This window comes from Mumia sp. zg.B17 (assembly GCF_019550915.1).
GTDB lineage: Bacteria > Actinomycetota > Actinomycetes > Propionibacteriales > Nocardioidaceae > Mumia.
Map to the genome: position 1 here is coordinate 486,929 of NZ_JAHWCI010000002.1, position 25,725 is coordinate 512,653.

Below are 25,725 nucleotides of genomic sequence, written 5' to 3' on the forward strand. Positions count from 1 at the left end.
GGACTGGTAGACAAGCGGCATGAGGCCCGATGACCTTCCCGCACTGCACCACACCGAGCACGGTCCGGCTGACGGGACACCCGTTCTCGCGATCCACGGCTGGAGGCCCGACCATCGCCTCATGACGGGGTGCTGCGAGCCGGTATTCGCCGCCCGCCCGCGGCCTTACCGACGGCTCTACCCAGACCTTCCTGGGATGGGCCGGTCGTCGGGCGCGGGGGTCGCGAGCTCCGACGACGTTCTGAGCTGCGTCGAGGCGTACGTCGATGAGCAGCTCGGTGACAGCCCGTTCCTCCTGGTGGGGGAGTCGTACGGCGGCTATCTCGCCCGCGCGCTGACGGCGCGTCGAGCGGGACAGGTCCGCGGGCTCGCGCTGATCTGCCCGGTCGGGCGGGCGGTCGAGCAGGCAGATCGCACCGTGCCGCGGCACCAGGTCCTGGTGAAGGAGATCGAGGTGGAGCCCGGCTCCGAGTTCGCCGAGATCGCCGTGGTGCAGACCGCTGACACCTTCGAGCGCACGGAGCGCGAGGTCGTGGTCGGTGTGGAGCTGGCCGACGCGGAGGCGTTGGCAAGGATCCGCCGGCGTTGGGTGCTCAATGACGAGCCCGAGGACGGACCGGCGTACGGGGGACCGACGCTCATCGTCACCGGGCGTCAGGACTCGTCCACGGGGTACGTCGATTCGTGGGCTCTGCTGGACCACTACCCCCGCGCCACCTTCGCGGTGCTGGACACGGCCGGACACAACGCGCAGATCGAGCGACCGGAGCTGTTCGGGAGTCTCATGAACGATTGGCTCGACCGCGTGGACCACGTCGGCGCCTCGTCCAGCGCGTGATCGAGGTGCCGATCACGGCGCCTCGGGCGATGATCGGAGAGCGGATCTCCCGCCCACAGCAAGGGGTATCGACGTGTGCACAGGCATCAGGTTCTCGGACGGCAGCAACAATCTCTATCTCGCACGCAATCTCGACTGGACGAGCGGTTATGGAGAGCGGGTGGTTGTGACGCCCACTGGGTACGCCACCCATTCGCCGTTCGGCGCGGTGCCGAATATCCGGCACGCCGTCATCGGCATGGGGATCGTGGAGGAGGACACCCCGCTCTACTTCGACTGCGGCAACGATGCGGGCCTGGCAGTTGCGGGTCTCAACTTCCCGGGGTATGCGAGCTATGCAGACGAGCCAGCCGACGGCGCGACGAACGTCGCCGCGTTCGAGTTCCCTCTGTGGGTGGCTTCCCAGTTCGCCAGCGTCGACGAGGTCGAGGCCGCACTCGGCGACGTCGTCATCGTCGACAAGCCGATCAACGAGAAGTATCCGAGCTCGATGCTGCACTGGATCATCGGTGACGCCTCGCGCGCCATCGTGGTGGAGAGCACGAGCGACGGCCTGCACGTCTTCGACGACGACGTCGACGTCCTGACGAACCAGCCCGGCTTCGCCTGGCACCACGAGAACCTGCGCAACTACCTCAACGTGTCGCCCGAGTTTCCCAAGGAGATGGCCCTCAGGCGCGCACATCTCGCCCCGTTCGGCTCGGGGTCGCACATGCGCGGGGTCCCCGGTGACTACTACTCGCCGTCCCGGTTCGTGCGCGCGGCCTACGTCAACGCGCACTACCCGGACAAGGGGAGCGAGGAGGAGAACGTCAGCCGCGCGTTCCACACTCTGCAGCAGGTCGCGATGGTCGACGGCTGCGCCGCCATGGACTCGGGCGAGTTCGAGAAGACGATCTACACCGGACTCTTCTCGTCAGCGACGACGACCTACTACTGGAACACGTACGAGGACCCGGCGATCCACAGCGTCGCGATGGCCGACCAGCAGCCCGGGGGAGAGAAGCTCGTCGTCGTCTAGGACGCCGCGGTCGCCGCCTCGCGTCGGTCTCAGGTGCTCCAATCCACCGGCCCATGGGTGCCTATCGGTGGGCCGGGCGAGTCCCATGCAGCCGAGCGCGATCCGGCTCACCTGCAGGCTCGAGGAGCCGAGACGGGTGTAGTCCATCAGCCTTCACACCCCACCTGGGTACGGGGCGGCGGTGCGGGCGGCGCGCAATGCCTGCGCCCACCACGAAAGCTGTTCAAGAAGCGTCTTGGCGAGGACGGCTGCCGCGGCGTCGAGCGGGGCGCCATCCTGCCAGGTGGTGAAGTAGTTGGGGAAGGCAAGTCCGTCGCGGATGGTCACCGCGTGCAGCTCGGTGAGCACGTTCTCCAGGTGAAGCACCGCGTGCCGGCCACCGGCCGCACCGCCGTAGCTGACGAAGGCCACCGGTTTGGCGGTCCACTGGGTGAAGTGCCAGTCGATCAGTGCCTTCAACGACGCCGGGTAGCTGTGGTTGTACTCGGGAGTGACGATGATGAAGGCGTCAGCCTCCGACAGCTTTCTGGTGAGGTCCTTCATGCCTTCTGGACGTGGATAGTCGTCTCCGGCGAACTTGGGTGGAGTGGCGGGCAGCGCCAGTGGAATGTCTACCCCCGCGAGATCGACGAGGTCGACGTCGAAACCGCCATGTGCCTGAGTCTGCTCCGCTACCCACGACGCGACGACCGGCCCGAACCGGCCCTCACGCACGCTGCCGACGATGATCACGAGTCTGCTGTTATCGCTCATACCGTCGACCATGTGACGCTCGCGGCCGAGCAACCAGACCGGGTGCAGGCTGGCCCCCGCAGGGCCACCTTGAACTCCGCCGGCCAGGCGCACCGGACCTTAGGCTGACTGCATGGGCACGCCGCTAGGGGGCTTCATCCGGGCCAAGCGCGACAGCATCCAACCAGAGGCCCTCGGCCTTCCATCACACCAACGACGACGTGCTCCCGGGTTACGACGTTCGGAGTTGGCCTCGCGGGCCGGGGTGAGCGTCGAGTACCTCACCAGAATCGAACAGGGCCGCGACCGCAATCCGTCGCCCTCAGTCGTCAACGCCCTCGCCGACGCGCTCGACCTCGACACCGCCGAACGCACTCATCTGGGCTACCTCGCCAAGATCTCCGGTGAGGCGTGCGCCGGGCACGTCAGGGCGACGCCACCCGAGCGCACCGTCCGGCCAGCCGTGCGCCAGGTACTCAGCCTCCTGGAGCCGGGCGTCGCCTTCGTCACGAACAGGCTCGGTGACGTGCTTGCGCACACCGACAGCTTCGCCACGGTGATGCGCGACACCGGCCTCCTGGACGCCGAGGAACCGAACCTCACCAGGTATGTCTTCACCCATCCTCACGCCCGAACCACCTTCGTCGACTGGGACCAGATCGCCGACGAACAGGTCTTCAACTTGTGGCTCGGGCCCTCGAACGACGCGTTCGAATGGTTCACGGCAGACTTCGCTTCCATCGCCGGAGCCGAGTTCACGCGGCGACTGCACCGCCACATTCCTCCTGCCCAAGTCCCGCTGAGGATGACTCACCCCCGCGGGCACCAACTGCGATGGGACCGGGAGCTCCTTGAGCTTCCTGCCTCGGACGCCCAGCAACTGATCCTTCTCCTGCCCGCTGACGACGCGACCGCGACGGTGCTCAACCACCTGCGCGAGCACTCAGACCGAACCGCCCTCCGCGCGCTCTGACATCGGCATCTCCCGTACTTGGGAGGCTCGTCGTCGTCTGATGCGGCGGACGCCGCCTCACGTCGGTTCCAGCCTTGGGCCTCGCGTGGGAGACGTTCCGGATGGGGTGCTCCATTCCACCATTTTCAGAAGCCGGTTGGCCGCGCGGGCGTCGACACCCGCCGCCCCTCTCAACTGGCACAGTGGCGTGACATGACCTCCGAAACGCGGATCCCTGAGCAGCGGCCGGACCACTATGACGCCTTCGCTGCCGCGTACGCGAGGGCGAACGAGAACGGTCTGTTCAACAGGTGGTACGCGCGACCCGGGGTGCTGGAGCTGCTCGGGAACGTTGCCGGGCGTCGGATCCTGGACGCTGGCTGTGGATCCGGGCCGCTCCTCGGCGATCTGAGGGAGCGGGGCGCGAGTGTGGCCGGATTCGACGCGAGCCCCGCGATGATCCAGCTAGCCCGGGAGCGGCTCGGAGGCGAAGCCGACTTGCAGTTGGCCGATCTGACACAGCCGCTTCCGTACGACGATGCGGCGTTCGATGACGTGCTGGCCGTCCTCGTGCTGCACTACCTCGAGGACTGGTCGCGGCCGCTGGTGGAGTTGCGCCGGGTGCTGAAGCCCGGTGGCCGGCTGATCGTGGTGGTCAATCACCCGGCCATCCCGCCGGTGATGTACCCCGAGGTGAATTACTTCGAGACTGTGCCAAACGAGGAGGCGTACGACTTCGACGGTGTCACCGCGACACTGACGATCTGGTACCGCTCCTTGAGCGCAATGTCGGAGTCGTTCACCGCGGCGGGGTTTCGCATCTCGGCGATCAGCGAGCCGCCGGTGTCGCCCGATACGCCACCGGAGCTGCTTCCGACGAGCGAGCCCGACCCCAGCCGCTTCATCGGGTTCATCTTCTTCGGCTTGGAGGCCGTCTCCTAGGTTCGTCGGGAAGTTTTCGCAAACGGTTGCGTCGACGTTTTCGCAGGTCAGACGGCCAGGTGGGAGGAGGTGAGGATAGGGGAGCGGGCTGCGAAAACCATTGGTGCCCGGCTTGCCCCGCTGATGGACTGACGTCCCGGCGTGAGTCTGCCGCGTGACGGAGGTTGTGGGTTGTGACGGATTATGACGTGCTTGCCGAGGTGTACGAATGGCTCATCTCGGATGCGAAGTTGCCTCCCGCCGAGTTCGCTGCGTCATTCGATGACGTCCTCAGTCTCCTGCCGTCGAACGCTCACGTCCTCGACTGTTCGTGCGGAACCGGACAGTTGGCGGTTGGCCTCGCCGGTCGTGGCATGCAGGTTGTCGCAACTGACGCCAGCGAAGCGATGGTTCGTCGGACTGCAGAGTTGTCTGAGGAGTTCGGGGCATCCGTACGGGCCATGCGGGCGACCTGGGAAGAGTTGCCCGACCATTTTGAGGACGGCACGTTCGACATGGTGTTCTGCGTTGGCAACGCGCTGCATCATGCCGCGGGAGCGCCAGGCAGGGTTGCTGCTCTGGAGTCGATGTCACGGCTTCTGCGCCCTGGCGGGCGCCTGGTGCTCACCTCCCGCGCTTGGGAGCTCGTGAGGTCCATGGGTTCCCGGCTGGACATCAGTGACCGACTCGTCCGCCGGAACGGTCGCGATGCCGTCGTGGTCTACCGCTGGGAGATTGCGCCGCATTGGGAGGAGGAGCACCACATCGAGATTGCGATCGCGCAGTTTGATGCGACCGGGCGGGTTCTTGTCCGCTCGGAACTGCTGTCCTGCTGGCCCTACCGGTACGAGGAACTGGAACTCGAACTGCACCGGGTCGGACTCCGGACGGACGTGAGCACCTTCGAACGTGAGGCCGACAACTACATGGTGGTCGCGAGCAAGATATAGAGACCCCTCATGCAGTACGCAGGGCGGTACTGGAAACCCTGCGTATCAAGTCTGTGCGAATTCGAAGCGCACCTGGACATGCACGGGGCCTCGTTCCCTCCGGTTCAGGGTGCATGCCGAAGCGATACGGTCGCTCAGGTGAGAGTTTCGATCCGGAACGCAACGCGTGTGGATGTGCCGTCTGTGATGACTCTCTGGGAGGAGGCCGCGGAGAACGATGCACGTCCGGCTGATTCCGCGCGTTCCGTCGAGACGCTTCTGGCGCGTGACTCGCAGGCGTTGTTCATCGCGGAGATGGATGGTCGCATCGTCGGGAGCGTCATCGCTGGTTGGGACGGCTGGCGTGCTCATCTCTACCGACTCGCGGTTCACCCTGACGCACGTCGGCGAGGTGTCGGTGGGCAGCTGCTAGTAGCTGCTACCGAACGGCTGACCGACCTGGGCGCCACCCGCCTGGACGCGATGGTGTTGGAAAGCAATGACCTTGGTCAGTCGATATGGCGCTCCGAAGGATTTGCCTCCCAGAAGGAGTGGCGACGCTGGGTCCGGCCGATTCAGGCTGACTCGAGTGTTCGGGACCTCACACCTCAACCGTGAAGCCAAGATCGTGATCGCATGCTGCCTGCCCGTCCCAAGCCCAGTTCTCGATCGGTGACTCTCGCAGCAGAATGCTGACGTTGTGCGGCGGTACACCGAGCGCGCCGAGCCGGTGGGTTACCTCCCGATAGAGGGCACGCTTAGCGTCCAATGAGCGCCCAGAGAAGCAATCGATCGTGACTCGCGTGTAGCTATCGGCCACCCCGGGCTCGGTGCCGTGAACCATCTGATGTGGTCGGTAGGTGAGCACCCGAACGTTCCGGTCCTCGACAGGGATCTTGAATGCAACCACGAGGGCGTCATGCACTGCGTCCATCAACGCCACCTCCTGAGCATCCGTGTACTCACGTCTGACTTCGATCAACGAGCTCGGCATGCGTTCGATCCAAGCACAGTGGAAGTCGTAGGGATCCCGGCGCTGGCAGTGGAGCGGTTGGCTGGCGGGTCGCAGATTGACATAATGTCGCTTATCGGCGCACTGTCGGGAGTGCGTGGTTAGGCGCGAGAGCGGCGTTCGCTACATCGTAGGGTTGCCCGCATGCTCACCATCGTCCCGTACGCGGAGGCGCACCGCGAGGCGCTTCTCGACCTGGCTATCCGGGCTTGGGAGCCTGTCTTTCCGCTGATGCAGTCGGCCGTCTCTCCGTTCGTCTACGACGCGTTCTATCCGGACGGCTGGCGCGCCCGCCAGTACGCAGACCTCGAGGAAGTGCTGGCCCACGAGTCGGAGAGCGTCGACGTCGCGCTCGACGGATCCGATCCAGTCGGGTGGGTCTGCACGAAGATGCACCCCGAGGACAGCATGAGTGAGCTTTACGTCATCGCCGTCGATCCATCTCGTCAGCGTGAAGGCATCGCGCGGGCGCTCATGGATCGGTCGTTTGAGCGGGGACGCGAGGCGGGGATGCTGATGGTGATGGTGGAGACCGGCGATGATCCCGGCCACGCCCCTGCACGGGCCGCCTACGAGACTGCGGGTTTCGAGCGCTGGCCGGTAGCCCGGTACTTCAAAGACCTGTCGAGCTGACCGTCTAAGCGGTGACGATCAGGTCGACGACCTCGCCTGGACTGCCGTCGGTCAGGAGTGAGACGACGACGCCGGCAACATCCGCCGGCGGGATGAGCGGTCCGACGTCATGCTGCTGCTCGGGCGACAGCGCAGCCCACTCACGGTGAGCGCGCTCGAGGCCGATCCACCCCGGGACGACCGCCATGACGCGCACGTCGGTGCGCGCGGAGAGGCTGGTGGTGAATCGTCGGATGCCGGCCTTCGCCGCGGCGTACTCAGGTGACCCGTAGGCGTCGTCACCGATCCCTCCGCTGGAGCCGATCGTGACCACCGCGCCACCGCCCGTCGTGAGCCTGGGCCACAACCGTTGCGTGAGCAGCATGGGGGCGAGGAGGTTCAGGGTGATCGCCGACAGCCACGCGTCCGGGTCCGCGTCGGGATACTGATCGCCCGGAAGCCAGCCGCCCGCGTTGTTCACCAGCCCGCCCAGGTCTGATCGCCCGGTCAGCTCGTCAGCCGCCGCGTGGATGCCGTCCAGCGTGGACAGGTCGGCCACGACCGCCGACACCGTCGCTCGACTCCCCTGCCCGCCGAGCTCATCGACCGCAGCATCCAGGCCGTCGGAGTCCCGATCGAGAAGGATGACCGGACGGCCCCGGGTGAGCAGCTCGACCGCGATGTGCCGGCCCAAGCCCGACGCGGCACCGGTGACCGCGACAGCACGTCCGTCCATGTCGATGATCCTGCCTGCTACTACTGACATCCAGCGCCTAGGCTGCCGTGCGTGGAGACACGCTATCGGGTGCGCCCAGCAGTGAGCGACGACGATCTCTCGAGCGTGCTCGGAGTCCTCGCAGAGAACGAGGCACTGGCTCCGGTGCCGGCGCCTCCATCCGCGGCGCCCGAGGCATCACCTCGCCAGAGCACGACGTGGGCCCGCATTCAGCGCACGTCGGACGTGACGGTCTACCTCGCGGAGTGCCACAGTGGCGCCGTCGGAACCGCGTGCCTGTCTCTGCTGCCCAACCTCACCTATGACTGCCGGCCCACCGCCTTCATCGAGGCGGTGGTCGTGACATACGCGCACAGGCGTCGAGGAGTGGCGAGTCTCCTTCTGCAGACCCTGTTGCGAGACGCTGGAGCCGCCGGGGCCTACAAGGTGCAGCTGCTCACCCACAAACGGCATGCCTCCGACGGCGCCCACGACCTGTATCGCAGTCTTGGCTTCCAGGCCGAGGCCGAGGGCTTCCGGTTGTATCTCGAGTGACGGCCAGTCGGCCTCAGACAGGGGGAACTGAGTCGAACACCGACCAGCAGATCTGATTGCGGAGCCGCTGATCATCAAGGACGAGGTCACGGATCGCCTCCGGAAGCTGTTCGCGCTGCCACCGGCACTCCATCCGTCCGGCGTCCTGGGCAGCGGCGGGCGCGGCAGCGCGCGCCGCCTTGATCGCGTACGCCGCAGCGCCGAGCTCGTGGGCGGCGACGTGCGCAGTCACCGCCGCCTGACCCGCGGCAAAGGCGGCGTGTCGTGCCGCACCACGCAGGTCTCGTGCCGCCGCCATGGCGTGCCCGCCCGCGGCGCGGGACTCGGACATGCGGATCTCGCCTCTCCCCCACGCTCGTACCTGCTCGATCGCGAAGCGCGGCCGAGGGTCCCCAGGCTGGACCGACTCGAAGAGGTGGAGCACGTGCTCCGCGCACGCAGCGGCCCAGAGCGCCAGGAGCCGGTGATCGGAGTCGGTCAGCGTCCCTCCCCGGCGGATCGTGATGAACCGGTCGTCACGCACCTTCGGCAAGATCACAGCCTGCGCCCCTCCCGCCCGTGGCCTGAACAGCAGAAGAGAGCACCCACCGGTGCCCTCATGTTCGATCTTTAACGGACGTGGAGGCTTGCCGCAAGACCCCGCAGGTGTCTCAGAATCGTCGGCGTGACCGACCTGTGCCTAGTCCTATGGTTCCGGTCCATGGCGAGGAAAGCATCCAGACCTGCACGATCCCGCGATGACGATCACATCCGTTCGCAGAACCGAGTCGCCTCGCGTTCGCAGAAGTGCATGCCGAAGCTGTTGAAGGTCCGGTGCAAGCGACCCGCGCTGGTGTAGTGGACGTGGTAGCCGAGGGCCTGGACGCTCTCAGCAGCAGGCTTGCGCAGCTCCACGATCAGATTGGGAGACGACCCGTCCGACACGCACTCGTGCGTCAAGGTCCGTGTCACGGATCTGCCCTCGAGCGCTTCGGCGAACGTGGAGCGCTCGTTCTCGATCCCCGAGGTCGTCGCCTCTCCGATCACGACCGAATCCACGAGACCGAAGTCGGTCACTCTGAACCCGTTGAGCGGACGATAGGGAACGACGGACACGAGCTCGACCGAGCCTTCGTCGTCCAAGCAGACCGGTCCGAGATCCATCGTCAATGTCGCCGGGCCGGCCACGGGGCTCGATAGCGCGACGCCTGCGGTGCTCTCGTCGAACCCGTGATCCTCGATCCGCGGCCCGGCGTTGACCCACGTGTGAACGCCGACGCCGATCGCGGCGAACCCCGCCGCCGCTGACAGACCGAGCACTGCGATCTGCCGGGAGAGGTGGCGCCGCCTCGACGGAAGGCGATCAGGTCCGGCGTCACTCTCGGCGGGCATTCGCGGACGGTAGCAGCGCGCACGGACGCCGCGCCGACGAACGTGTCAGTCCAGGCAGAACTCGTTGCCCTCGGGATCGGTCATCACGATGTGTCCCGCGCCCATCGGCGGTGAGGGCTCGTAGCGACCCACCCTCGTCGCCCCGAGCGACACCAGGCGCTCGCACTCCGCCTCCAACGCCTCCATGCGCTCGACTCCCTGGAGGCCAGGCGCAGCGCGCACGTCGAGGTGGACGCGATTTTTGGCGACCTTGTCCTCCGGCACCTGCTGGAAGAAGATGCGTGGGCCCTTGCCCTCCGGGTCTTCGATGGCCGATCGTGAGTTGAACTGCTCCCGCGGCATGCCCAGCCGCTCGAGGAACTCATCCCAGGCAGCGAGCGGGTCGTCTCCCTCGGAGAGCTCGACCCCCGGCGGGCCTGGGTGCACGTATCCCAGCGCGTCGCGCCAGAACGTCGACAGTGCTCGGGGGTCGCGGGCGTCGAAGGTGACCTGGATCTGGCGGCTCATGGCGTTGGCTCCGTTCGTCTCCGTCTCCTTGCCGACACCCTCCCACCGAACGCCGACAGAATCATCCCCAGACGTCGCCCCGAGCGCTGTCAGCCAGCACGATCGTGGTCACGACGTCCGTCACCGCCGGCGCCGCAGGCGTGGACCCGAAGCCGAACCGCACCGGAGGATCCACCGCCCCCATGGGTCCGAGGTCCTCGCCCGCCCAGGAGGTGCGTACGGCGTCGAGACGGTGCACGTCCGTCGCGCCGTAGTACTCCCGTCTGCCCGACCCCGCGCTCCCCCGCGTTCGTACGCCCTGCAGAAGGAGCCGCGCGACCGGATCCGTAACCCTTGTCGCGCTCACCGAGGTGGCCACCCGAGGCGGGACCAGCCGCAGCAGGCGGCCGAGCGTGGTCCGGCCTCCGATGGTGAGCTCCGCGACGAGCGGGCCGGCAGAGATCCGCCACCGATGTCCACCCGGTGGCGCGTCGGCGACGACCACGGGGACGACCTCGACCCTGTCGAACTGGTAGGTGGAGGCGACCAGCCGCGCGATCTCCTCCGACGGCGCGAGCAGAGACCGCTCCCCGCTGGGACGTTCGAGCATCACGTCCGCGAAGGATCCGTACGGCGAGACATCCCATCGCCCGACGACGAACCGCGTCCCCGAGGCCGTGCCCCAACCGGCGATACGACCGGCGAACCGCAGCGTGGTGCCCACTCAGGAACCCTAGGCCGAGGATGAAGCGCTCTTGCCGAGACTATCGAATAACGATAGGTTAGCATCGTCTTTCGATAGAGGAGAAGCCGATGGGACAGTTCGCCGTTCTCGCGTTGCGGATCGTCATCGTGATCGGGCTGGTCGGCTCGGTCTTCATCCAAGCGGTGATGGTGCCGCTGCTCGCCGCAGATCTCGATGACGCTCCGACCGCGGTGCGCGTCCCGTTCGTCCTCATCGTGCTGCTGGGCGTCACCACTGCACAGGTCACGATGCTCTGTGTGTGGCGCCTGCTGACGATGGTGCGTCGCGGCACCGTCTTCTCGCACTCGGCGTTCCGCTATGTCGACGTCGTGATCGGTGCGATCGCCGTCGCGTCGGCTCTGACCTATGCCCTAGGAGTCGTGCTCGCCCCCGGAGAAGCAGTCGCCCCCGGCGTCGTCCTGCTGATCGGCGGGCTCGGGACAATGATCGCGGGAGTCGCTCTCCTGGTCCTCGGGCTGCGCATGCTCCTGGCGCAGGCGGTCGCGCGCGACACCGAGGCGCAGCATCTCCGTGCCGAGCTGGACGAGGTGATCTGATGCCGATCGTCGTCGACATCGACGTGATGCTGGCCAAGCGCAAGATGTCCGTGGGCGGCCTGGCAGAGAGGGTCGGCATCTCCCCCGCCAACCTGGCCGTCCTCAAGAACGGGCGCGCCAAAGCCGTACGGTTCACGACGCTCGCGGCCCTCTGCGAGGTGCTCGAGTGCCAGCCTGGCGACCTGCTGCGCTGGGAGCCCGACGATCCGTCCGACGGGCGAGCAGCCCTCGGTGAGGTCCACCCCCTGGCCCACGACTGACGCTAGCCTCCTCCCATGTCAGAGCTCACCGGAAAGCGCGTCCTCGTCACCGGATCCGCCCGCGGCATCGGTCGCGCCATTGCGGCGCTCGCGATCGAGCGCGGGGCACGGGTCGTCATCAGCGACGCGGACGCCGACGCCGCCGAGCAGACTCGCCGTGAGCTGGACGCCGCGGGTACGGCGAGCTGCGACGTCTCCGACGAGGCCGCCGTCGGTGCCGCGATCGCGGAGACCGTCGGCCTGCTGGGCGGGCTCGACGTGCTCGTCAACAACGCCGGCATCGAGGTGTCGAGTCCGCTCGTGACGCAGTCGACGGAGAGCTTCGACAGGATCTTCGCCGTCAACGTACGCGGGCCATTCGTGGCCACGAAGGCGGCTGTCCCCCACCTCGTCGAGTCGGGCGGCAACATCGTCAACATCGCCTCTGTCGCCGGCCTCGGAGGCAGCCCGCTCCTGGGTTCGTACTGCGCGACCAAGGCGGCGCTCATCCAGCTCACCCGCGTCGCGGCCATCGAGCTCCGCGCCTCGGGGGTCAGAGTGAACGCCGTGTGCCCCGGCTTCGTCGACACGGAGATGGTCGATCGGCTGCGGCCTGACTTCGAGGACGCCACGCAGGTCCCGTTCGCCGACCTCGTCGGGGCGAAACAGGGACGGCTCGGGACGCCGGCCGACGTCGCCGAGGTCACCTGCTTCCTGGCCTCCGACCGCGCCGAGTGGATCACCGGAAGCCACTACGTCCTCGACGGCGGGCTCACGGCGAGCCTCGTGTAATAAGGCACGATCCCGCTAGCGTGGTCCGGCATGAGCGACTACCCCCAACTCCAGACCTCGGTCCTCGACTCGACGATCCCCCGTGAGCTCGCGGAGTTCTACCGCAACCTCCTGGGTCTCGACTACCGGGCCGGCGACGAGCCCGGTGCCGACGACGACGGTCAGCCGGACTGGCTGGTCCTGGTCGATGAGAGTGGCCACCGTGTGCTCTCCTTCCAGAAGGTCGAGAAGCTCACGCGGACGACCTGGCCCAAGGACGACGTCCCGATGCAGCTGCACCTGGACTTCACAGTCCCGGACGCCGCCGCGCTGCACCGCCACCGAGAGCGTGCCGAGGCGCTCGGCGCGGAGCTGATCCTCGACCGCAGCGACGATCCCGACGAGGCATTGTTCGTGTTCGCCGACCTCTCGGGGCATCCGTTCTGCATCTTCGTCGCCTGACGCTGCTTTGGCGGTGCAGGACAGGCGTGACGCGTCTAGCGTGACGACATGCGTACACGTCGACTTGTCCTCGCGATCGCGCTCGCCGTGGGCGCAGCGGTCCTCTCCCCCACCACGTCGGTGGCGACCGCCACACCCCGGGCGTTCCCGGCCGAGTTCCCGCTCCCTGACGGCTTCCAGCCCGAGGGCATCGCGATCGGTCCTGGACCGACCGCGTGGTTCGGCTCGCTCGCCGACGGCGACATCTACCAGGTGGATCTGCGGACCGGCAGGGGCGAGGTCATCAGCCAGGGACCGGGTACGGCCGCGGCCGGCCTCAAGTCGGATCGTCGAGGACGGTTGTACGTCGCCGGGGGTCCTTCCGGCACCGGCCGCATCGTGGACACCCGGACCGGTGCCACCCTCGCGTCGTACCCGTTCACGACGGGCGCCGGCTTCATCAACGACGTCGTCCTGACCAGGCGCACCGCTTGGTTCACCGACTCGCTGCAGCCGCAGCTGTACGGCGTGCCCCTCCGTCGCGGCGGGCGCCCGGCAGACCCGGACGACGTCGTGACGCTGCCGCTGTCCGGGGACTGGCAGCAGGGCACCGGCTTCGGCGCCAACGGGCTGACCGAGACCCCCGACGGCCGCGCCCTGCTCGTGGTGCTGTCCGAGCGCGGCGAGCTGCACCGCGTCGACACGAGGACGGGCCGGACGCGGATCGTCGACCTGGGTGGCTACGTCCTCACCAACGGCGACGGCATGCTCCTCCAAGGACGCACCCTGTACGTCGTCCAGAACCGGCTGAACACGATCGCGGTGTTCCGCCTCGACCGACGGGGCACGACCGGCCGCCTGGTCGACCAGATCACGAGCCCTCGCTTCGACGTCCCGACCACCGTGGCGGCGTTCGGACCGTGGCTCTATCTTCCTAACGCCCGGTTCGGGACTCCCCCGACCCCGCAGACCCCGTACTGGGTCACGCGGGTTCCCCGCACGCGCCGTTAGTCCGACCTCGACCGGGCGAGTTTCTTGCACGGTGATCGGAACTCTGTCATTGTGTACCGAACCTAGTGACTTACCTAATCTCGTGGGGACACAATGCGCACTCTTGTACTGCTCTCGCTCGTCGGGCTGGGCGCGCAGCTCGTGGACGGCAGCCTCGGCATGGCGTACGGGGTGACGTCGACGACGCTCCTCCTGGCGATCGGGACCAACCCCGCGGCCGCGTCGGCCACCGTGCACCTGGCCGAGATCGGCACGACGCTGGTCTCCGGTGCGGCGCACTGGAGGTTCGGCAACGTGGACTGGAAGGTCGTCGCCAAGATCGGCATCCCCGGCGCCATCGGCGCGTTCGCCGGTGCGACATTCCTCTCGAGCCTCTCCACCGAGGCAGCCGGGCCGCTGATGTCGGTGATCCTCCTGGCCCTCGGCCTGTACATCCTCGTACGGTTCACCGCGAAAGGGCTGCCCAAGGGCAACCTCGGCAAGCCTCTCCGCAAGCGGTTCCTCACACCCCTCGGCTTGTTCGCAGGATTTGTCGACGCCACCGGCGGGGGCGGCTGGGGCCCGGTCGGCACACCGGCGATCCTCGCCAGCGGACGCCTCGAGCCCCGCAAGACCATCGGCTCGATCGACACCAGCGAGTTCCTCGTGGCCATCGCCGCGAGCCTCGGATTCATCGTCGGCATCGGGTCGGCAGGCGTCGACTACACCTGGGCCCTGGCACTGCTCATCGGCGGCGCGATCGCCGCGCCGATCGCGGCGTGGCTGGTCCGCCACATCCCGCCGCGTGTCCTCGGGTCGCTGGTCGGCGGTCTGATCATCCTCACCAACACCCGGACCCTGCTCAAGAGCGACTGGATCGATGCCGCGGGGGGCCTGCGGTCGGTGGCGTACATCGTCATCGTCGCGCTGTGGGTCTCGGCGGTCGTGTACTCGTTCAAGCGCCACCGCGCGGAGCGCGACCAGGAGCTGGCAGAGGCTGACGAGCCGAGCGAGAGCGCCTCGGTCGTCTGACCGAGCGCGGCGACTCTCCGCCGTGGTGGGATGTCGGCATGGCTCACCTCTATCAGGCAGAGATCCGCCCGACGAAGCTCGAGCTCGTCCAGCAGTGGGTGCCGACGCAACCGTGGGGGCGGTCGGCGGCAGACGGAGCGCTGGAGCGCGTCGGCGCCTTCCGTTTCGACGATCCCGACGGCGAGGTCGGCATCGAGACGTTCCTCGTCCGCACACCGGGAGGTCCGCTCCTGCAGGTGCCGCTGACCTACCGGGCGTCCGCTCTCGAGGGTGCCGATGCGGCGTTGATCACCACCATGGACCACTCCGTCCTGGGCCGGCGGTGGGTGTACGACGGGTGCGGCGACCCCGTCTACGTGCAGGCGGCACTCGCGGCGATCCGTACGGGCGGTCGCCAGGCGGACGAGTTCGTCGAGACCGATGCCGGCCTCGTTCGGCGCGAGCCCACGACGTTCGTGACAGGCAGCGGCTCGGCCGGCACGCCGGTCCCCGAGGTGGTGGCGCCGGTGGCTCGCAGCGACGCCGAGCAGACGGTCGTCGACGCCGACCAGGCGTCGCTGGTGGTCCGCCGCGTGCTTGTCGGCGCAGACCTTCAGCGCGGGACACCGTCGCCGTACGCCCTGCGCGGTCGGTGGCCGGGTCAGGACGACGAGGTGGAGCTCGTCACGGTCAGCCCTCGGCCAGCCGAGGCGGGAAGCCGCCCGTAGCGACCGGCCCCCACCGCTCGATCGAGATGCGGATGATCGACTTGCCCTGCTCGACCATCGCCCGACGGTACTCGTCCCAGTCAGGGTGCTCCCCGGAGATGGCCCGGTAGTACTCCACCAACGGCTCGACGGAGTCCGGGAGATCGATGACCTCTGCTGTGCCGTCCACCTGCACCCAGGCGTCGTTGAAGTCCGCCCCCAGCGACAGGACCGAGGCGGCGGGACGCCGCCGGAGGTTGGCGACCTTGGCGCGTTCGGGGTAGGTCGAGACGACCACCCTCCCGGCACCGTCGACTCCGTAGGTCACGGGACTCATCTGCGGAGACCCGTCTTTGCGGGTCGTGTGCAGCACGGCATGGCTGCGGCCGCGCAGGAACGCGAGCAGCGCCTCGCGGTCGACCGTGTCAGCGGTGGCGATGCGACCTGGCACGACGTCAGCCCGCCTCTGAGATGTTGACCATCCAGCCCACACCGAACCGATCCGTCAGCATGCCGAACGAGTCGCCCCACGGTGCCTTCTCCAGCGGCACGGTGACCTGGGCACCGTCCGCGAGACCGTCCCAGTAGCCGCGCAGCTCCGACTCGTCGTCTCCACTCAAGGACACCGTGCCGTTCGGTGTCGGGCCGCTCATCTCGGGAGGTGTGTCCGCCCCCATGAGGACCATCCCGTTGGGTGCCTCGAGCTGTCCGTGCATGATCCCGTCGCCCGCGCCCGTGCCCGTGCCCACCGTGGGGTCGAACTCGGAGAAGGTGCTGAGCGTGAGCTCACCCCCGAACACCGACCGGTAGAACTCCATCGCCGCGCGCGCCTGGTCTCCGAACGAGAGGTAGGGGTTGAGTCGGGTCGTCATCGGTTCCTCCTGGGGTCGAGATCGTGACTCCCTGACACTCTGCCCTCTCGCGGCCGTGGCTGTCATCGGAGCGGGCGGAAGAACCTGCGCAGGTCCTCCACGAGCGCGTCGGGTGCTTCCCAGGCAGCGAAGTGACCGCCACGGGCGTGCTCGGCCCAGTAGCGCAGGTCCGGATAGCGGCGCTCGACCCAGCGCCGTGAGGGTCGTGGCACCTCGGCGCCGAAGATCGACGCCCCGGTCGGCACCGTCACCTGCTCTGCGTCAGCGCCGCTGATCCACCGCGACACCAGGTCGATGCTCTCGGCATAGAGCCGCGTCTGCGTGAACCAGTAGAGGCTGACGTCGTCGAGCACCCGGTCGCGCGTCAGCACCGAGTGGAGGTCACCGTTGTGGTCTGTCCAGGACCACATCTTCTCCACGATCCACGCGCAGAGTGCGGCCGGAGAGTCGACGAGCGCGTAGCCGATCGTCTGCGGCTTGGTGCGGTGGACCTCCGAGTAGGCCGACTCCTGCCGGGCCCGGCGCTCGAGGTCACCCAGCGCCGTGCGTTCGGCGGCTGTCGGCGGTGAGGGGTCGTCGGGGTCGGGACCGGCCAGCGGTGGCACCAGGTGAATGCCTGCCACATGATCGGGATCGAGGCGCCCGAGCGCGCTGCTGACGCTCGTCCCCCAGTCGCTGCCTGCGGCGCCGTAACGGCGATATCCCAGGCGCTCCATCAGCCGTGCCCACGCGCCGGCGATGCGGTCGACGCCCCAGCCGGTGGTCGTGGGTCTGCCGCTGAATCCGTACCCCGGCAGGGAGGGCACCACGACATCGAAGGCGTCCTCCTCCGCTCCCCCGTGCGCCGTCGGATCCGTGAGTGGATCGAGGAGGTCGAGGAACTCCAGCACCGAGCCCGGCCAGCCGTGGGTCAGCACCACCGGCAGCGCAGACGGGTGGGGCGAGCGGCGGTGAAGGTAGTGGACGTCGAGCCCGTCGATGCGCGTACGGAACTGAGGGACAGCATTGAGGCGCGCCTCGGTCACCCGCCAGTCGTAGTCCTCTGCCCAGTAGCGGCACAGGTCTTGGAGGTAGCCCCGCGGAATACCCTGCGACCAGTCGGAGACCGGCTCCGCCTCCGGCCATCGAGTCCGGCGCAGACGGTCGCGCAGATCCCCGAGCGCGTCGTCGGGTACGTGGGCACGGAAGGGGGTGATCGCCGCCTCCGCCGCGCGATCCATCAGCCGGCCGTGACCTGGACGTGCTGGCCGAGCCACCGGCGCGTCGTGTCGTCGGCCGGGACGAAGGTCTCGATCGCCAGCTCCGACAGGGTCACGTCGATCGGTGTGCCGAACGTCGAGATGATCGAGAGGAACGTCAGCATGTCGTCGCCGACACGAACGACCAGCGGCACGAACACCTGACCACCATCAGGCGCCCGCGCGTCCGACGTCACGGGGACCTCGTACCCCGCGAGCTCGTCGCGGAGCGCCAGCATCTCGACGTCCCCCTGCGCCTGCGCCATGCGACTCAACCCGGCGAGCACCGCCTCGCGCCACTGCGCGAGATTGACCAGGTGCGGCGCGAGACCGTCCGGGTGGAGTGTCAGGCGAAGCGCGTTGACCGGCCCCTCGAGCAGGGAGGGCGAGGCGAGCGCCGCCAGGGCGCGTACGCCGGCGTTGGCGTCGACGATGTTCCACAACCGGTCGACAGCGAGCGCGGGGTACGGCTCGTGCGCGACGAGGACCTCACGCACCGCAGAGCGCGCCGCTTCGAGGTCGCGGTGCTCGAGTGGGCGCTCGGGGAAGGCGGGCGCGAATCCGCCGGCGAGCAGCATCCTGTTCTGCACTCGCGTCGGCACGTCCAGTGCTGCCGCGAGGCGGAGGATCATGTCGCTGCTCGGCCGTGACCGTCCTGTCTCCACGAAGCTGATGTGGCGCGTCGAGATCCCGGTCTCCGACGACAGCGCGAGCTGGCTGTAGCGGCGCCGCGTCCGCCACGTCCGCAGCAGGTCCCCCAGGGCGCGCTCCCCGGGCTGCCTCGTCACGGTCTCCGTCGTCACGGCTCCCACTCTGGCGCATCCACCGTCCAGCGACCATGACCTGAGAGGTCATCGAAGCTGCGAGATCGTACGCGGTAAGACCGCGGGCGGCGAGGGCTGAGCACGGACCCAGTCCTTCACGGCCGGCGCCGTCACGGCGAGGAACGCGAGGGCACACATCGTCATGGCAGCGAGCACACGGTGCTCCTCCGCCGTGAGAGCAGAGCCTCCGTGCACGACGTAGTAGGTCCATCCCCACAGGGCGAAGAGCGCCCAGAAGGCAGCGCCGAAGGCGAAGACCGTACGCGCCCACCTCACGCCGCAGGCAGCCAGTGCGAGGAGCGCGAGCGGCACCTCGGCCCTGCCCATGCTCGCCAGCTGGCCGGCCGCCAGCGTGCCGCCCGCGGCGATCACGAACATCCGTCGCGTCTCCACCGGCATGGCGCGAGGACTCTTCACAGGTGGGAGAGTATCGGCGCGGTCAGGGCGTGTCACGCGTTCCGTGGGGCGTACATGATGAGCCCGACGCCGACGAGGCACACCAGCGCCCCGGCGACGTCCCAGCGATCGGGTCGGAACCCGTCGGCGACCATCCCCCACGCCAGCGAGCCGGCGACGAACACTCCACCGTAGGCGGCGAGGATGCGGCCGAAGTTGGCGTCGGGCTGGAGCGTCGCGACGAACCCGTACGCTCCGAGCGCCACCACGCCTGCACCGATCCACGCCCATCCCCGGTGCTCGCGCACACCCTGCCAGACCAGCCAGGCACCGCCGATCTCCAAGAGTGCTGCCACGCCGAACAGGACGATCGAGCGCATCACCGACATCGAGAGCTCCTTCGGGAAGGCAGAGAGCTCGATGATCCCAACTCGGGAACGGTCGACACACCGGTGGGCCTCCCCCCTTGGGACAGCGCCGCGCCCTCGTGCCAGCATCGGCATGTGCGAAACGAGAGGCCCCCCACCGTCAGCCCGCGACGTACGGCGGTGCCACCGCTGTGCTCCACCGCGCTCGCGCTCGTCGGACCCGGCAAAGGCCGTACGGCCGTCGTCGTCGGATGTGCCGCCGGCGCCGAGGCGACCGCCCTCCTCGAGCTCGGCTGGACCGTCATCGGCATCGACGAAGACCCAGCCACGTGCGACGCCGTACGTGCGCGAGCCGGCACCGAGGCGCTCGACCGCCTCACCCTGGTCGCCGAGAGCCTGCCGCAGCTGAGCGGTCTCCCCGACGCCGACCTGGTGCACGTGCGTTCCGCACTGCTCAGATCGGGCTCCGAGCAGCTCTGGGCGCACATCCAGGCTGCGCTGCGACCGGACGGCCTCGTCGCTGTGAGGCTCGGCGAGAGCAACGTGTCGAGGTTGCGAGGGTGGGAGACGCTGAGCGAGCGGTGGGTGGCTCCTCACGTCCTCGAGGTCGTCGCACGTCGACGGTGATCGGCGCGCGCGGGGTTAGATAGGGCCATGGACATCACGCGCTTCGGCCACTCCGCCCTCCTCGTCGAGTCTGGACCGCACCGGGTCCTCATCGACCCCGGCACGTTCAGCCGCGACGAGGCCTTCTCCCTCACCGGGCTGGACGCGATCGTCGTCACCCATCAGCACCCAGACCACGTCGATCCGGCCCGCATCGAGCGCCTGCTCGCCGCCAACCCCGACGCCAGGCTGCTCGCGGAGCCGCAGACGGTCGCCGCGTTGGGCGGTCTGGGCGTCTGGCAGCCGCTCGCGGCCAACGTGACCGTCGAGCTGGGACCGTCGCTGACCCTCACGGGCATCGGCTTCGAGCACGCCGTGATTCACCCGGACATGCCCCGGATCGGCAACGTCGGCGTCCTCGTCGAAGCCGAGGACACGCGCCTGTTCCACCCCGGCGACTCCTACGAGTCGGTCCCTCGGGCGGTCGACGTCCTGGCTGTCCCGCTCAGCGCCCCGTGGGCGAAGGTGAGCGAGACGGTCGACTTCGTACGGGCGGTGGCGCCGCGGGTCGTCTTCCCGATCCACGACGGCACCATCTCCGACCTCGGCTATCCCATCTACTGGGGCCGGGTGGCCGAGATGGGCGGCGCAGAGGAGGCCCTGCTGCTCGGGTCGGACGGCACGGCGACGGTGTGAGATGAGCACGGGCGTCGCCGCCTGAGCCGGGACGAGGCCGCCGGTCAGGACTCCAGCATCGCCTCGGCGACGACCGCGTCGATCTCGTCACGGAGCGCGAGCTTCAGCGCGTCCGGCGCGAACGAGACGTCGACCGCGGTGCGGGCGACGTCGGCGAGGTCGGCGAGACTGAGGCCGAAGACGTCGTGGGCGAGCTGGTACTCGTGCTCGAGGGTCGTGTCGAACATGCCCGGGTCGTCGCTGTTGAGCGTGACGACGACACCCGCCTCGTGCAACGCGACGAAAGGGTGCTCCTGGATCCTGGCGACCGCGCCCGTCCGCAGGTTCGAGGTCGGCGCCACCTCCAGAGGGATGCGGCGGTCTGCCAGCTCTGCGACGAGGGCCGGGTCGTCGACCGCCCTGATCCCGTGTCCGATCCGGACGGCTCCGAGCGCATCGAGCGCGTCGCGTACGGTCTCGGCTCCGGTCGTCTCGCCGGCGTGCGGGACGCTCCCGAGACCGATCGCCCGGGCGCGCGCGAAGACCTCGGCGAACTGGGGGCGGGCGACGCCGATCTCGGGGCCGCCCAGGCCGAACCCGACGGTTCCCGAAGGCGCGTACTTCTCGACCCAGTCGATGGTCCGCTCCCCCGACACCACACCGAGCTCGCCGGGGATGTCGAAGATCCACGCCAGCTCGACGCCGCTCTCTCGAGCCCGCTCCCGTCCGCCGACCAGCGCCTGGGCCAGGGCGTCGGGTTCGATCCCCATGAGGAGCTGGCTGTCCGGGGTGACGGTCAGCTCGGCGTACCGGATGTTCTGGGCCGCCATGTCCGCCCCGACTCCCGCGACGAGGTCCTCGACGTCCTCGGGGGTGGTGACGAGCTGGTTGGTCTGGACGTAGACCTCGATGAAGTGGGCGAAGTCGCGGAAGCGGTAGAACTCCCGGAGTGCCTCGATCTCGACAGGGACGCCGACCTGGGGGTGTCTGCGCGCGAGCCCGAGAACGGTCTCGGGAGATGCCGCTCCGAGCAGGTGAACGTGCAGCTCAGCCTTCGGCAGAGCATGCAGGAACGGGTTCACAGGACGGCCGCTGCCAGTCGGCGACACGGCGGTGGGGTTGCTCACCGCGCCATTGAACCACCCCGTACGGTGGGTCGAGGTGCCTTCGCCGTGGCGCGGGCAGCCGTGACCGTACGAGGTATCACACCTCGTGTCCTCGACGATTATCTCATATCTGAGATACGGTGGAGCCCATGACTGACGACTACCTCACTCGGATCGGGAACCTCATCCGAGATGCGCGCAAGCACCGCGGGATGACCCAGGCGGACCTCGCAAATCTCCTGAAGACGAGCCAGAGTGCGGTGAACCGCATCGAGCAGGGCCAGCAGAACCTCTCCCTCGAGATGCTCGCCCGCGTCGGCGCCGCCCTCGACTCGGAGTTCGTGGCCTTGGGCACGTCCGGTCCGAGCCACCTGCGCGTGGCGGGCGAGACGAAGCTCTCCGGCGTGATCGACGTCAAGTCCTCCAAGAACGCCGGCGTCGCGCTTCTGTGCGCCGCTCTGCTCAACGAGGGCCGGACGACGCTGCGCAAGGTCGCACGCATCGAGGAGGTCAACCGGCTCCTCGAGGTGCTGCAGTCGATCGGGTTCAAGACGACGTGGATCGGCGACGAGGGCGACCTCGAGCTGATCCCGCCGGCATCCCTCGACCTGTCGTCGATCGACGCCGAGGCCGCACGCCGTACGCGCAGCATCATCATGTTCCTCGGCCCGCTGATGCACCGCGAGCAGTCGTTCGAGCTGCCGTACGCCGGCGGCTGCGATCTCGGCACCCGCACGGTGGAGCCGCACATGACGGCACTGCGTCCGTTCGGCCTCGAGGTGAAGGCGACCGAAGGCAGCTACCAGGCGACCGTCGACCCGTCGGTGTCGCCGACCCGTCCGATCGTGCTCACCGAGCGCGGCGACACCGTCACGGAGAACGCCCTGCTCGCGGCGGCCCGCCACGACGGCACGACGCTGATCCGCAACGCGAGCCCCAACTACATGGTCCAGGACCTGTGCTTCTTCCTCGAACGGCTCGGGGTCGTCATCGAGGGCATCGGCACGACGACCCTCCGGGTCACCGGGCGTCCGCGGATCGACGTGGACGTGGAGTACGCACCGAGCGAGGACCCGATCGAGGCCATGAGCCTGATCACGGCCGCGATCGTGACCGAGTCGAAGATCACCGTCCGCCGCGTGCCGATCGAGTTCATGGAGATCGAGCTCGCGCTGCTCGAGGAGATGGGCTTCGCCTACGACCGCAGCGAGGAGTACCTCGCGGAGAACGGCCACACCCGGCTGGTCGACATCACCACGTACCCGTCGGTGCTGCACGCCCCCATCGACAAGATCCACCCCATGCCGTTCCCCGGCCTCAACATCGACAACCTGCCGTTCTTCGCAGTCATCGCCGCGACCGCCTCGGGCACGACGCTCCTGCACGACTGGGTCTACGAGAACCGCGCGATCTACCTGACGGAGCTCAACAAGCTCGGCGCCAACGTCAAGCTGCTCGACCCGCACCGCGTGCTCATCGAGGGCCCGACCCGGTGGCGCGCCACCGAGCTCGTGTGCCCGCCGGCGCTGCGGCCGGCGGTCGTCATCCTGATCGCGATGCTCGCGGCCAAGGGCACGTCGGTGCTGCGCAGCGTCTACGTGATCAACCGTGGCTACGAGGACCTCGCGACTCGCCTGAACGCGCTAGGGGCCGAGATCGAGACGTTCCGCGACATCTGAGGAGTGAGGCGAGGGTGGTCGGCGAGGGACGAGCCGGCCACCGGGAGCCATGATGTCGTCGAAGAACCGACAGACGAGCCAGAGGGCTGCATACTAGGGCGGTGACAGCCGCGGTGCCGCCCTTCCTCGCCTCGCCGAAGCCCTTGGCGTACGCCCATCGTGGTGGCGCACACTACGGTCCGAACCTCGGCATCGAGAACTCTCTTGCGGCGTTCGAGAACGCCGTACGACTGGGTTACACCTACCTCGAGACGGACGCGCGGGTGTCGTCGGACGGCGTGGTGTTCGCGTTCCACGACGCGTCGCTCGACCGCACCACCGACCACCGTGGGGAGCTCGCCCGGCTCCCCGCCTCGACGATCGAACGCGCCCAGATCGGCGGACGGGAGCCCGTTCCGCTGCTCCGAGAAGTCCTCGACGCCTTTCCGGACGTGCACGTCAACATCGACGTCAAGGAGATGGCAGCGGTCGCGCCCACCCTGCGGGTGATCGACGACGCGAGGGCCGGCGAGCGCGTGTGCATCGCGTCGTTCTCGCACCGTCGTCTCTCCCGGGTCCGTGCGCTCGCGCCGTACCTCGCCACGTCCGCCTCTCCCCCGGAGATCGCCCGCATGTCGGTCCGTCCGTGGCGGGTGCTTCCGTGGCTGCGCCGGCTGGGGGCGTCGTGCGTGCAGGTGCCGACCCGGCAGGGGTGGCTGTCGATCGTCACACCTCGGTTCGTCGAGACCGCCCACGATCTCGGCCTCGAGGTCCACGTGTGGACGATCGACGACCCCGACGACATGAACCACCTCCTCGACCTCGGGGTCGACGGGCTGATGAGTGACCGCATCGACGTCCTGAAGGACGTCCTGACTGCCCGCGGGCAGTGGACCGGAGGAGACGCACGATGACGACGGCACAGACGAGCGGCCCGACCCCGGCAGCGGCCCGACGCCGGGAGCAGCGTGCGTGGTACTGGTACGACTGGGCCAACTCCGCCTACATCACCAGCGTGGGGACGGTGCTCATCGGCCCCTACCTCACCTCGGTCGCCGAGCGGGACGCGTGCGGTCGGGTCGGCACCGTCGACGACCCGTGCACAAGCCGGGTCGACCTTCTCGGACTCGGTCTGTCGGCTGGCTCGCTGGTGTTCTACGTCGTCACCTTCGCGACGCTGCTCTCCGCGGTGGTCCTGCCGATCGTCGGAGCCGTCGCCGACCGCGTCGAGTCCAAGCGCACCCTGATGGCTCGCCTCGCGTGGGCCGGCGCCCTCGCGACCTGCTGCATGTTCCTTGTCGCCGGCAGCAACTGGCAGCTCGGCGCGGGTCTGCTGATGGTCGCGAACCTCTGCATGGCTGCCTCGTTGACGGTCTACGACGCGATCCTGATCGACGTCGCCGAGCCGGACGAGCGCGATCACGTGTCATCCCGCGGCTGGGCCGTCGGCTATCTGGGTGGAGGGGTGCTGCTCCTGCTCAACCTCGGCCTCGTCCTGGGAGCGGGCGACGTCGTCGGGACCGACACGGCGGTCCGCATCAGCCTGCTCTCGGCCGGTATCTGGTGGGGCGGGTTCACGATCGTCGCGTACCGAGGGCTTCGCGACCATCCGCCGGCCGACCTCGTCGCCGCCGACCCCGAGCATCGACCCGGACTGGTCCAACGCAGCTTCGGGCAGCTGTGGACGACCCTGAAGGACCTCAGGAGATATCCACAGACGCTGCTCTTCCTCGTCGCCTACCTCTTCTACAACGACGGCATCCAGACCGTCATCTACTCCTCTTCCATCTACGGGCAGAAGCAGCTCGGCTTCTCGCAGGAGGTTTTGATCGCCACGATCCTCCTCGTCCAGTTCGTCGCGATCGCGGGCGCTCTCTTCTTCGGGCGCGTGGCACGCAGCGTCGGAGCGACCCGGACGATCATGGGCGGACTCGTCGTGTGGATGGTCATCGTCTGCGTCGGATACGTCCTGCCTGCAGGCCAGGTCGTGCCCTTCCTCGCGATGGCGACGGGGATCGGCATCGTGCTGGGCGGCACGCAGGCGCTGTCGCGCTCCTTGTACTCCCAGATGATCCCCAAGGGACGCGAGGCCGAGTACTTCAGCCTCTACCAGGCCGCCGAGCGAGGGACGAGCTGGCTCGGTACGCTGGTTTTCGGCCTCGTCCACCAGCTGACGGGGTCGTACCGTCCGGCGATCTTCGCGCTGATCGTGTTCTTCCTGGTCGGATTCGTACTCCTGACGCGGCTCGACCCCCGACGTGCGATCCGCGAGGCCGGCAACACTGTCCCCGCCGTGGTCTGACGGCGTGGCCTAGGACACGATTCGCTCTCAGGGGAATCTCACGAGCCCCCGATACGTTGGACAGCGTGTACGGAA

35 protein-coding genes and 1 pseudogene are annotated in these 25,725 nt (G+C 68.3%); 21 read left to right on the forward strand and 15 right to left on the reverse strand.

Annotation, left to right across the window (positions count from 1 at the left end; genetic code table 11):
• The first annotated feature begins 19 nt into the window (after positions 1-19).
• Together KV097_RS03685 and bsh are read left to right on the forward strand one after the other, a co-directional pair.
• On the forward strand, positions 20-838 hold the full coding sequence (locus KV097_RS03685) for an alpha/beta fold hydrolase (RefSeq protein WP_220365104.1): 819 nt from the start codon (positions 20-22) through the stop codon (positions 836-838).
• A 73-nt stretch (positions 839-911) separates the two neighbouring features.
• Positions 912-1,859 carry a choloylglycine hydrolase gene (gene bsh / locus KV097_RS03690; RefSeq protein ID WP_220365105.1) on the forward strand — a complete coding sequence of 316 codons (948 nt, stop codon included), beginning with the start codon at positions 912-914 and terminating at the stop codon, positions 1,857-1,859.
• 153 nt (positions 1,860-2,012) lie between these two features.
• On the opposite strand, the gene KV097_RS03695 is transcribed toward bsh, so the two are convergent.
• Positions 2,013-2,612 (reverse strand): NADPH-dependent FMN reductase, encoded by a 600-nt coding sequence (locus KV097_RS03695; RefSeq protein WP_220365106.1) that lies wholly within the window; start codon positions 2,610-2,612, stop codon positions 2,013-2,015.
• A gap of 112 nt (positions 2,613-2,724) precedes the next feature.
• On the opposite strand from KV097_RS03695, the pseudogene KV097_RS19645 reads away from it, so the two are divergent.
• Positions 2,725-2,913, forward strand: a pseudogene (locus tag KV097_RS19645) (helix-turn-helix domain-containing protein); the annotation flags it as partial.
• Here KV097_RS19645 and KV097_RS19650 read toward each other — a convergent pair.
• Positions 2,914-3,129: a hypothetical protein gene (locus KV097_RS19650; protein ID WP_308289330.1), complete on the reverse strand. Its 216-nt coding sequence runs from the start codon at positions 3,127-3,129 to the stop codon at positions 2,914-2,916.
• Between KV097_RS19650 and KV097_RS19655 the strand changes: the two genes are divergently transcribed.
• From KV097_RS19655 to KV097_RS03715, 4 genes are all read left to right on the forward strand, one after another.
• The gene (locus tag KV097_RS19655; protein ID WP_308289329.1) at positions 3,055-3,564 is read left to right on the forward strand and encodes a hypothetical protein; all 510 of its coding nucleotides are present in this window, start codon (positions 3,055-3,057) and stop codon (positions 3,562-3,564) included. The two genes, KV097_RS19650 and KV097_RS19655, sit on opposite strands and share 75 nt — an antisense overlap.
• Before the next feature lie 192 nt (positions 3,565-3,756).
• Positions 3,757-4,485, forward strand: a complete 729-nt coding sequence (locus tag KV097_RS03705; RefSeq protein ID WP_220365108.1) for a class I SAM-dependent methyltransferase — start codon at positions 3,757-3,759, stop codon at positions 4,483-4,485.
• A gap of 173 nt (positions 4,486-4,658) precedes the next feature.
• Positions 4,659-5,414, forward strand: coding sequence for a class I SAM-dependent methyltransferase (locus KV097_RS03710; RefSeq protein ID WP_220365109.1), 756 nt, complete (start codon positions 4,659-4,661; stop codon positions 5,412-5,414).
• A gap of 138 nt (positions 5,415-5,552) precedes the next feature.
• Positions 5,553-6,011, forward strand: coding sequence for a GNAT family N-acetyltransferase (locus KV097_RS03715; RefSeq protein WP_308289324.1), 459 nt, complete (start codon positions 5,553-5,555; stop codon positions 6,009-6,011).
• Here KV097_RS03715 and KV097_RS03720 read toward each other — a convergent pair.
• A complete protein-coding gene (locus KV097_RS03720) occupies positions 5,995-6,387 on the reverse strand; it encodes a tautomerase family protein (protein WP_220365110.1) in 393 nt (130 codons plus the stop codon). The two genes, KV097_RS03715 and KV097_RS03720, sit on opposite strands and share 17 nt — an antisense overlap.
• Before the next feature lie 162 nt (positions 6,388-6,549).
• Here KV097_RS03720 and KV097_RS03725 point away from each other — a divergent pair, with 162 nt between their 5' ends.
• Positions 6,550-7,038, forward strand: coding sequence for a GNAT family N-acetyltransferase (locus tag KV097_RS03725; protein ID WP_220341732.1), 489 nt, complete (start codon positions 6,550-6,552; stop codon positions 7,036-7,038).
• A 4-nt stretch (positions 7,039-7,042) separates the two neighbouring features.
• Here the strand turns inward: KV097_RS03725 and KV097_RS03730 are convergent, their stop codons facing one another.
• Positions 7,043-7,753, reverse strand: coding sequence for an SDR family NAD(P)-dependent oxidoreductase (locus tag KV097_RS03730; RefSeq protein WP_220365111.1), 711 nt, complete (start codon positions 7,751-7,753; stop codon positions 7,043-7,045).
• A 51-nt stretch (positions 7,754-7,804) separates the two neighbouring features.
• Here KV097_RS03730 and KV097_RS03735 point away from each other — a divergent pair, with 51 nt between their 5' ends.
• Positions 7,805-8,287 carry a GNAT family N-acetyltransferase gene (locus tag KV097_RS03735; RefSeq protein WP_220341730.1) on the forward strand — a complete coding sequence of 161 codons (483 nt, stop codon included), beginning with the start codon at positions 7,805-7,807 and terminating at the stop codon, positions 8,285-8,287.
• 13 nt (positions 8,288-8,300) lie between these two features.
• Here the strand turns inward: KV097_RS03735 and KV097_RS03740 are convergent, their stop codons facing one another.
• From KV097_RS03740 to KV097_RS03755, 4 genes are all read right to left on the reverse strand, one after another.
• Positions 8,301-8,825, reverse strand: a complete 525-nt coding sequence (locus KV097_RS03740) for a putative immunity protein (protein ID WP_220365112.1) — start codon at positions 8,823-8,825, stop codon at positions 8,301-8,303.
• Between the two features lie 206 nt (positions 8,826-9,031).
• A complete protein-coding gene (locus KV097_RS03745; RefSeq protein ID WP_220365113.1) occupies positions 9,032-9,658 on the reverse strand; it encodes a hypothetical protein in 627 nt (208 codons plus the stop codon).
• A gap of 45 nt (positions 9,659-9,703) precedes the next feature.
• Entirely contained in the window at positions 9,704-10,165 is a 462-nt protein-coding gene (locus KV097_RS03750) for a VOC family protein (RefSeq protein ID WP_220341727.1), read from the reverse strand.
• 61 nt (positions 10,166-10,226) lie between these two features.
• The gene (locus KV097_RS03755) at positions 10,227-10,868 is read right to left on the reverse strand and encodes a hypothetical protein (RefSeq protein ID WP_220341726.1); all 642 of its coding nucleotides are present in this window, start codon (positions 10,866-10,868) and stop codon (positions 10,227-10,229) included.
• Between the two features lie 89 nt (positions 10,869-10,957).
• Here KV097_RS03755 and KV097_RS03760 point away from each other — a divergent pair, with 89 nt between their 5' ends.
• The 7 genes from KV097_RS03760 (at position 10,958) to KV097_RS03790 (ending at position 15,626) form a co-directional block, all read left to right on the forward strand.
• A complete protein-coding gene (locus tag KV097_RS03760; RefSeq protein ID WP_220365114.1) occupies positions 10,958-11,446 on the forward strand; it encodes a DUF2975 domain-containing protein in 489 nt (162 codons plus the stop codon).
• Positions 11,446-11,706, forward strand: coding sequence for a helix-turn-helix transcriptional regulator (locus KV097_RS03765; RefSeq protein ID WP_220341724.1), 261 nt, complete (start codon positions 11,446-11,448; stop codon positions 11,704-11,706). The genes KV097_RS03760 and KV097_RS03765 overlap by 1 nt, the downstream gene beginning before the upstream one ends.
• Positions 11,707-11,721: 15 nt before the next feature.
• Complete coding sequence (locus KV097_RS03770) at positions 11,722-12,477, forward strand: SDR family NAD(P)-dependent oxidoreductase (protein WP_220341723.1); 756 nt, start codon at positions 11,722-11,724, stop codon at positions 12,475-12,477.
• A gap of 30 nt (positions 12,478-12,507) precedes the next feature.
• Positions 12,508-12,918 carry a VOC family protein gene (locus KV097_RS03775; RefSeq protein ID WP_220345118.1) on the forward strand — a complete coding sequence of 137 codons (411 nt, stop codon included), beginning with the start codon at positions 12,508-12,510 and terminating at the stop codon, positions 12,916-12,918.
• 48 nt (positions 12,919-12,966) lie between these two features.
• On the forward strand, positions 12,967-13,908 hold the full coding sequence (locus tag KV097_RS03780) for an SMP-30/gluconolactonase/LRE family protein (protein WP_220365115.1): 942 nt from the start codon (positions 12,967-12,969) through the stop codon (positions 13,906-13,908).
• 93 nt (positions 13,909-14,001) lie between these two features.
• Positions 14,002-14,919: a sulfite exporter TauE/SafE family protein gene (locus tag KV097_RS03785; RefSeq protein WP_220365116.1), complete on the forward strand. Its 918-nt coding sequence runs from the start codon at positions 14,002-14,004 to the stop codon at positions 14,917-14,919.
• Positions 14,920-14,957: 38 nt separating this feature from the next.
• Entirely contained in the window at positions 14,958-15,626 is a 669-nt protein-coding gene (locus KV097_RS03790; protein ID WP_220365117.1) for a hypothetical protein, read from the forward strand.
• Here the strand turns inward: KV097_RS03790 and KV097_RS03795 are convergent.
• The 6 genes from KV097_RS03795 to KV097_RS03820 form a co-directional block, all read right to left on the reverse strand.
• Positions 15,589-16,056, reverse strand: coding sequence for a PPOX class F420-dependent oxidoreductase (locus KV097_RS03795; RefSeq protein WP_220365118.1), 468 nt, complete (start codon positions 16,054-16,056; stop codon positions 15,589-15,591). The two genes, KV097_RS03790 and KV097_RS03795, sit on opposite strands and share 38 nt — an antisense overlap.
• Before the next feature lie 4 nt (positions 16,057-16,060).
• Positions 16,061-16,477 carry a VOC family protein gene (locus KV097_RS03800; RefSeq protein WP_220345115.1) on the reverse strand — a complete coding sequence of 139 codons (417 nt, stop codon included), beginning with the start codon at positions 16,475-16,477 and terminating at the stop codon, positions 16,061-16,063.
• A 62-nt stretch (positions 16,478-16,539) separates the two neighbouring features.
• A complete protein-coding gene (locus KV097_RS03805; RefSeq protein ID WP_220365119.1) occupies positions 16,540-17,697 on the reverse strand; it encodes an epoxide hydrolase family protein in 1,158 nt (385 codons plus the stop codon).
• Positions 17,697-18,518 (reverse strand): helix-turn-helix transcriptional regulator, encoded by an 822-nt coding sequence (locus KV097_RS03810; protein WP_308289325.1) that lies wholly within the window; start codon positions 18,516-18,518, stop codon positions 17,697-17,699. Before KV097_RS03810 ends, KV097_RS03805 begins: the two co-directional genes overlap by 1 nt.
• Positions 18,519-18,566: 48 nt before the next feature.
• The gene (locus tag KV097_RS03815) at positions 18,567-18,956 is read right to left on the reverse strand and encodes a hypothetical protein (RefSeq protein ID WP_220345113.1); all 390 of its coding nucleotides are present in this window, start codon (positions 18,954-18,956) and stop codon (positions 18,567-18,569) included.
• A gap of 32 nt (positions 18,957-18,988) precedes the next feature.
• Positions 18,989-19,324, reverse strand: a complete 336-nt coding sequence (locus tag KV097_RS03820) for a YnfA family protein (RefSeq protein ID WP_220341714.1) — start codon at positions 19,322-19,324, stop codon at positions 18,989-18,991.
• Positions 19,325-19,438: 114 nt separating this feature from the next.
• Between KV097_RS03820 and KV097_RS03825 the strand changes: the two genes are divergently transcribed.
• Entirely contained in the window at positions 19,439-19,930 is a 492-nt protein-coding gene (locus tag KV097_RS03825) for a methyltransferase domain-containing protein (RefSeq protein ID WP_220341713.1), read from the forward strand.
• 27 nt (positions 19,931-19,957) lie between these two features.
• Positions 19,958-20,605, forward strand: a complete 648-nt coding sequence (locus KV097_RS03830) for an MBL fold metallo-hydrolase (protein ID WP_220345112.1) — start codon at positions 19,958-19,960, stop codon at positions 20,603-20,605.
• Between the two features lie 44 nt (positions 20,606-20,649).
• Here KV097_RS03830 and add read toward each other — a convergent pair whose 3' ends face one another.
• Positions 20,650-21,711, reverse strand: coding sequence for an adenosine deaminase (gene add / locus KV097_RS03835; RefSeq protein ID WP_308289326.1), 1,062 nt, complete (start codon positions 21,709-21,711; stop codon positions 20,650-20,652).
• Between the two features lie 128 nt (positions 21,712-21,839).
• Here add and KV097_RS03840 point away from each other — a divergent pair, with 128 nt between their 5' ends.
• The 3 genes from KV097_RS03840 to KV097_RS03850 all read left to right on the forward strand — a co-directional run bounded on the left by KV097_RS03840 (position 21,840) and on the right by KV097_RS03850 (position 25,650).
• Positions 21,840-23,369, forward strand: coding sequence for a UDP-N-acetylglucosamine 1-carboxyvinyltransferase (locus KV097_RS03840; protein ID WP_220345111.1), 1,530 nt, complete (start codon positions 21,840-21,842; stop codon positions 23,367-23,369).
• A gap of 101 nt (positions 23,370-23,470) precedes the next feature.
• On the forward strand, positions 23,471-24,262 hold the full coding sequence (locus tag KV097_RS03845; RefSeq protein ID WP_301022444.1) for a glycerophosphodiester phosphodiesterase: 792 nt from the start codon (positions 23,471-23,473) through the stop codon (positions 24,260-24,262).
• Positions 24,259-25,650 (forward strand): MFS transporter, encoded by a 1,392-nt coding sequence (locus tag KV097_RS03850; protein WP_220341710.1) that lies wholly within the window; start codon positions 24,259-24,261, stop codon positions 25,648-25,650. Before KV097_RS03845 ends, KV097_RS03850 begins: the two co-directional genes overlap by 4 nt.
• Positions 25,651-25,725 lie beyond the last annotated feature (75 nt).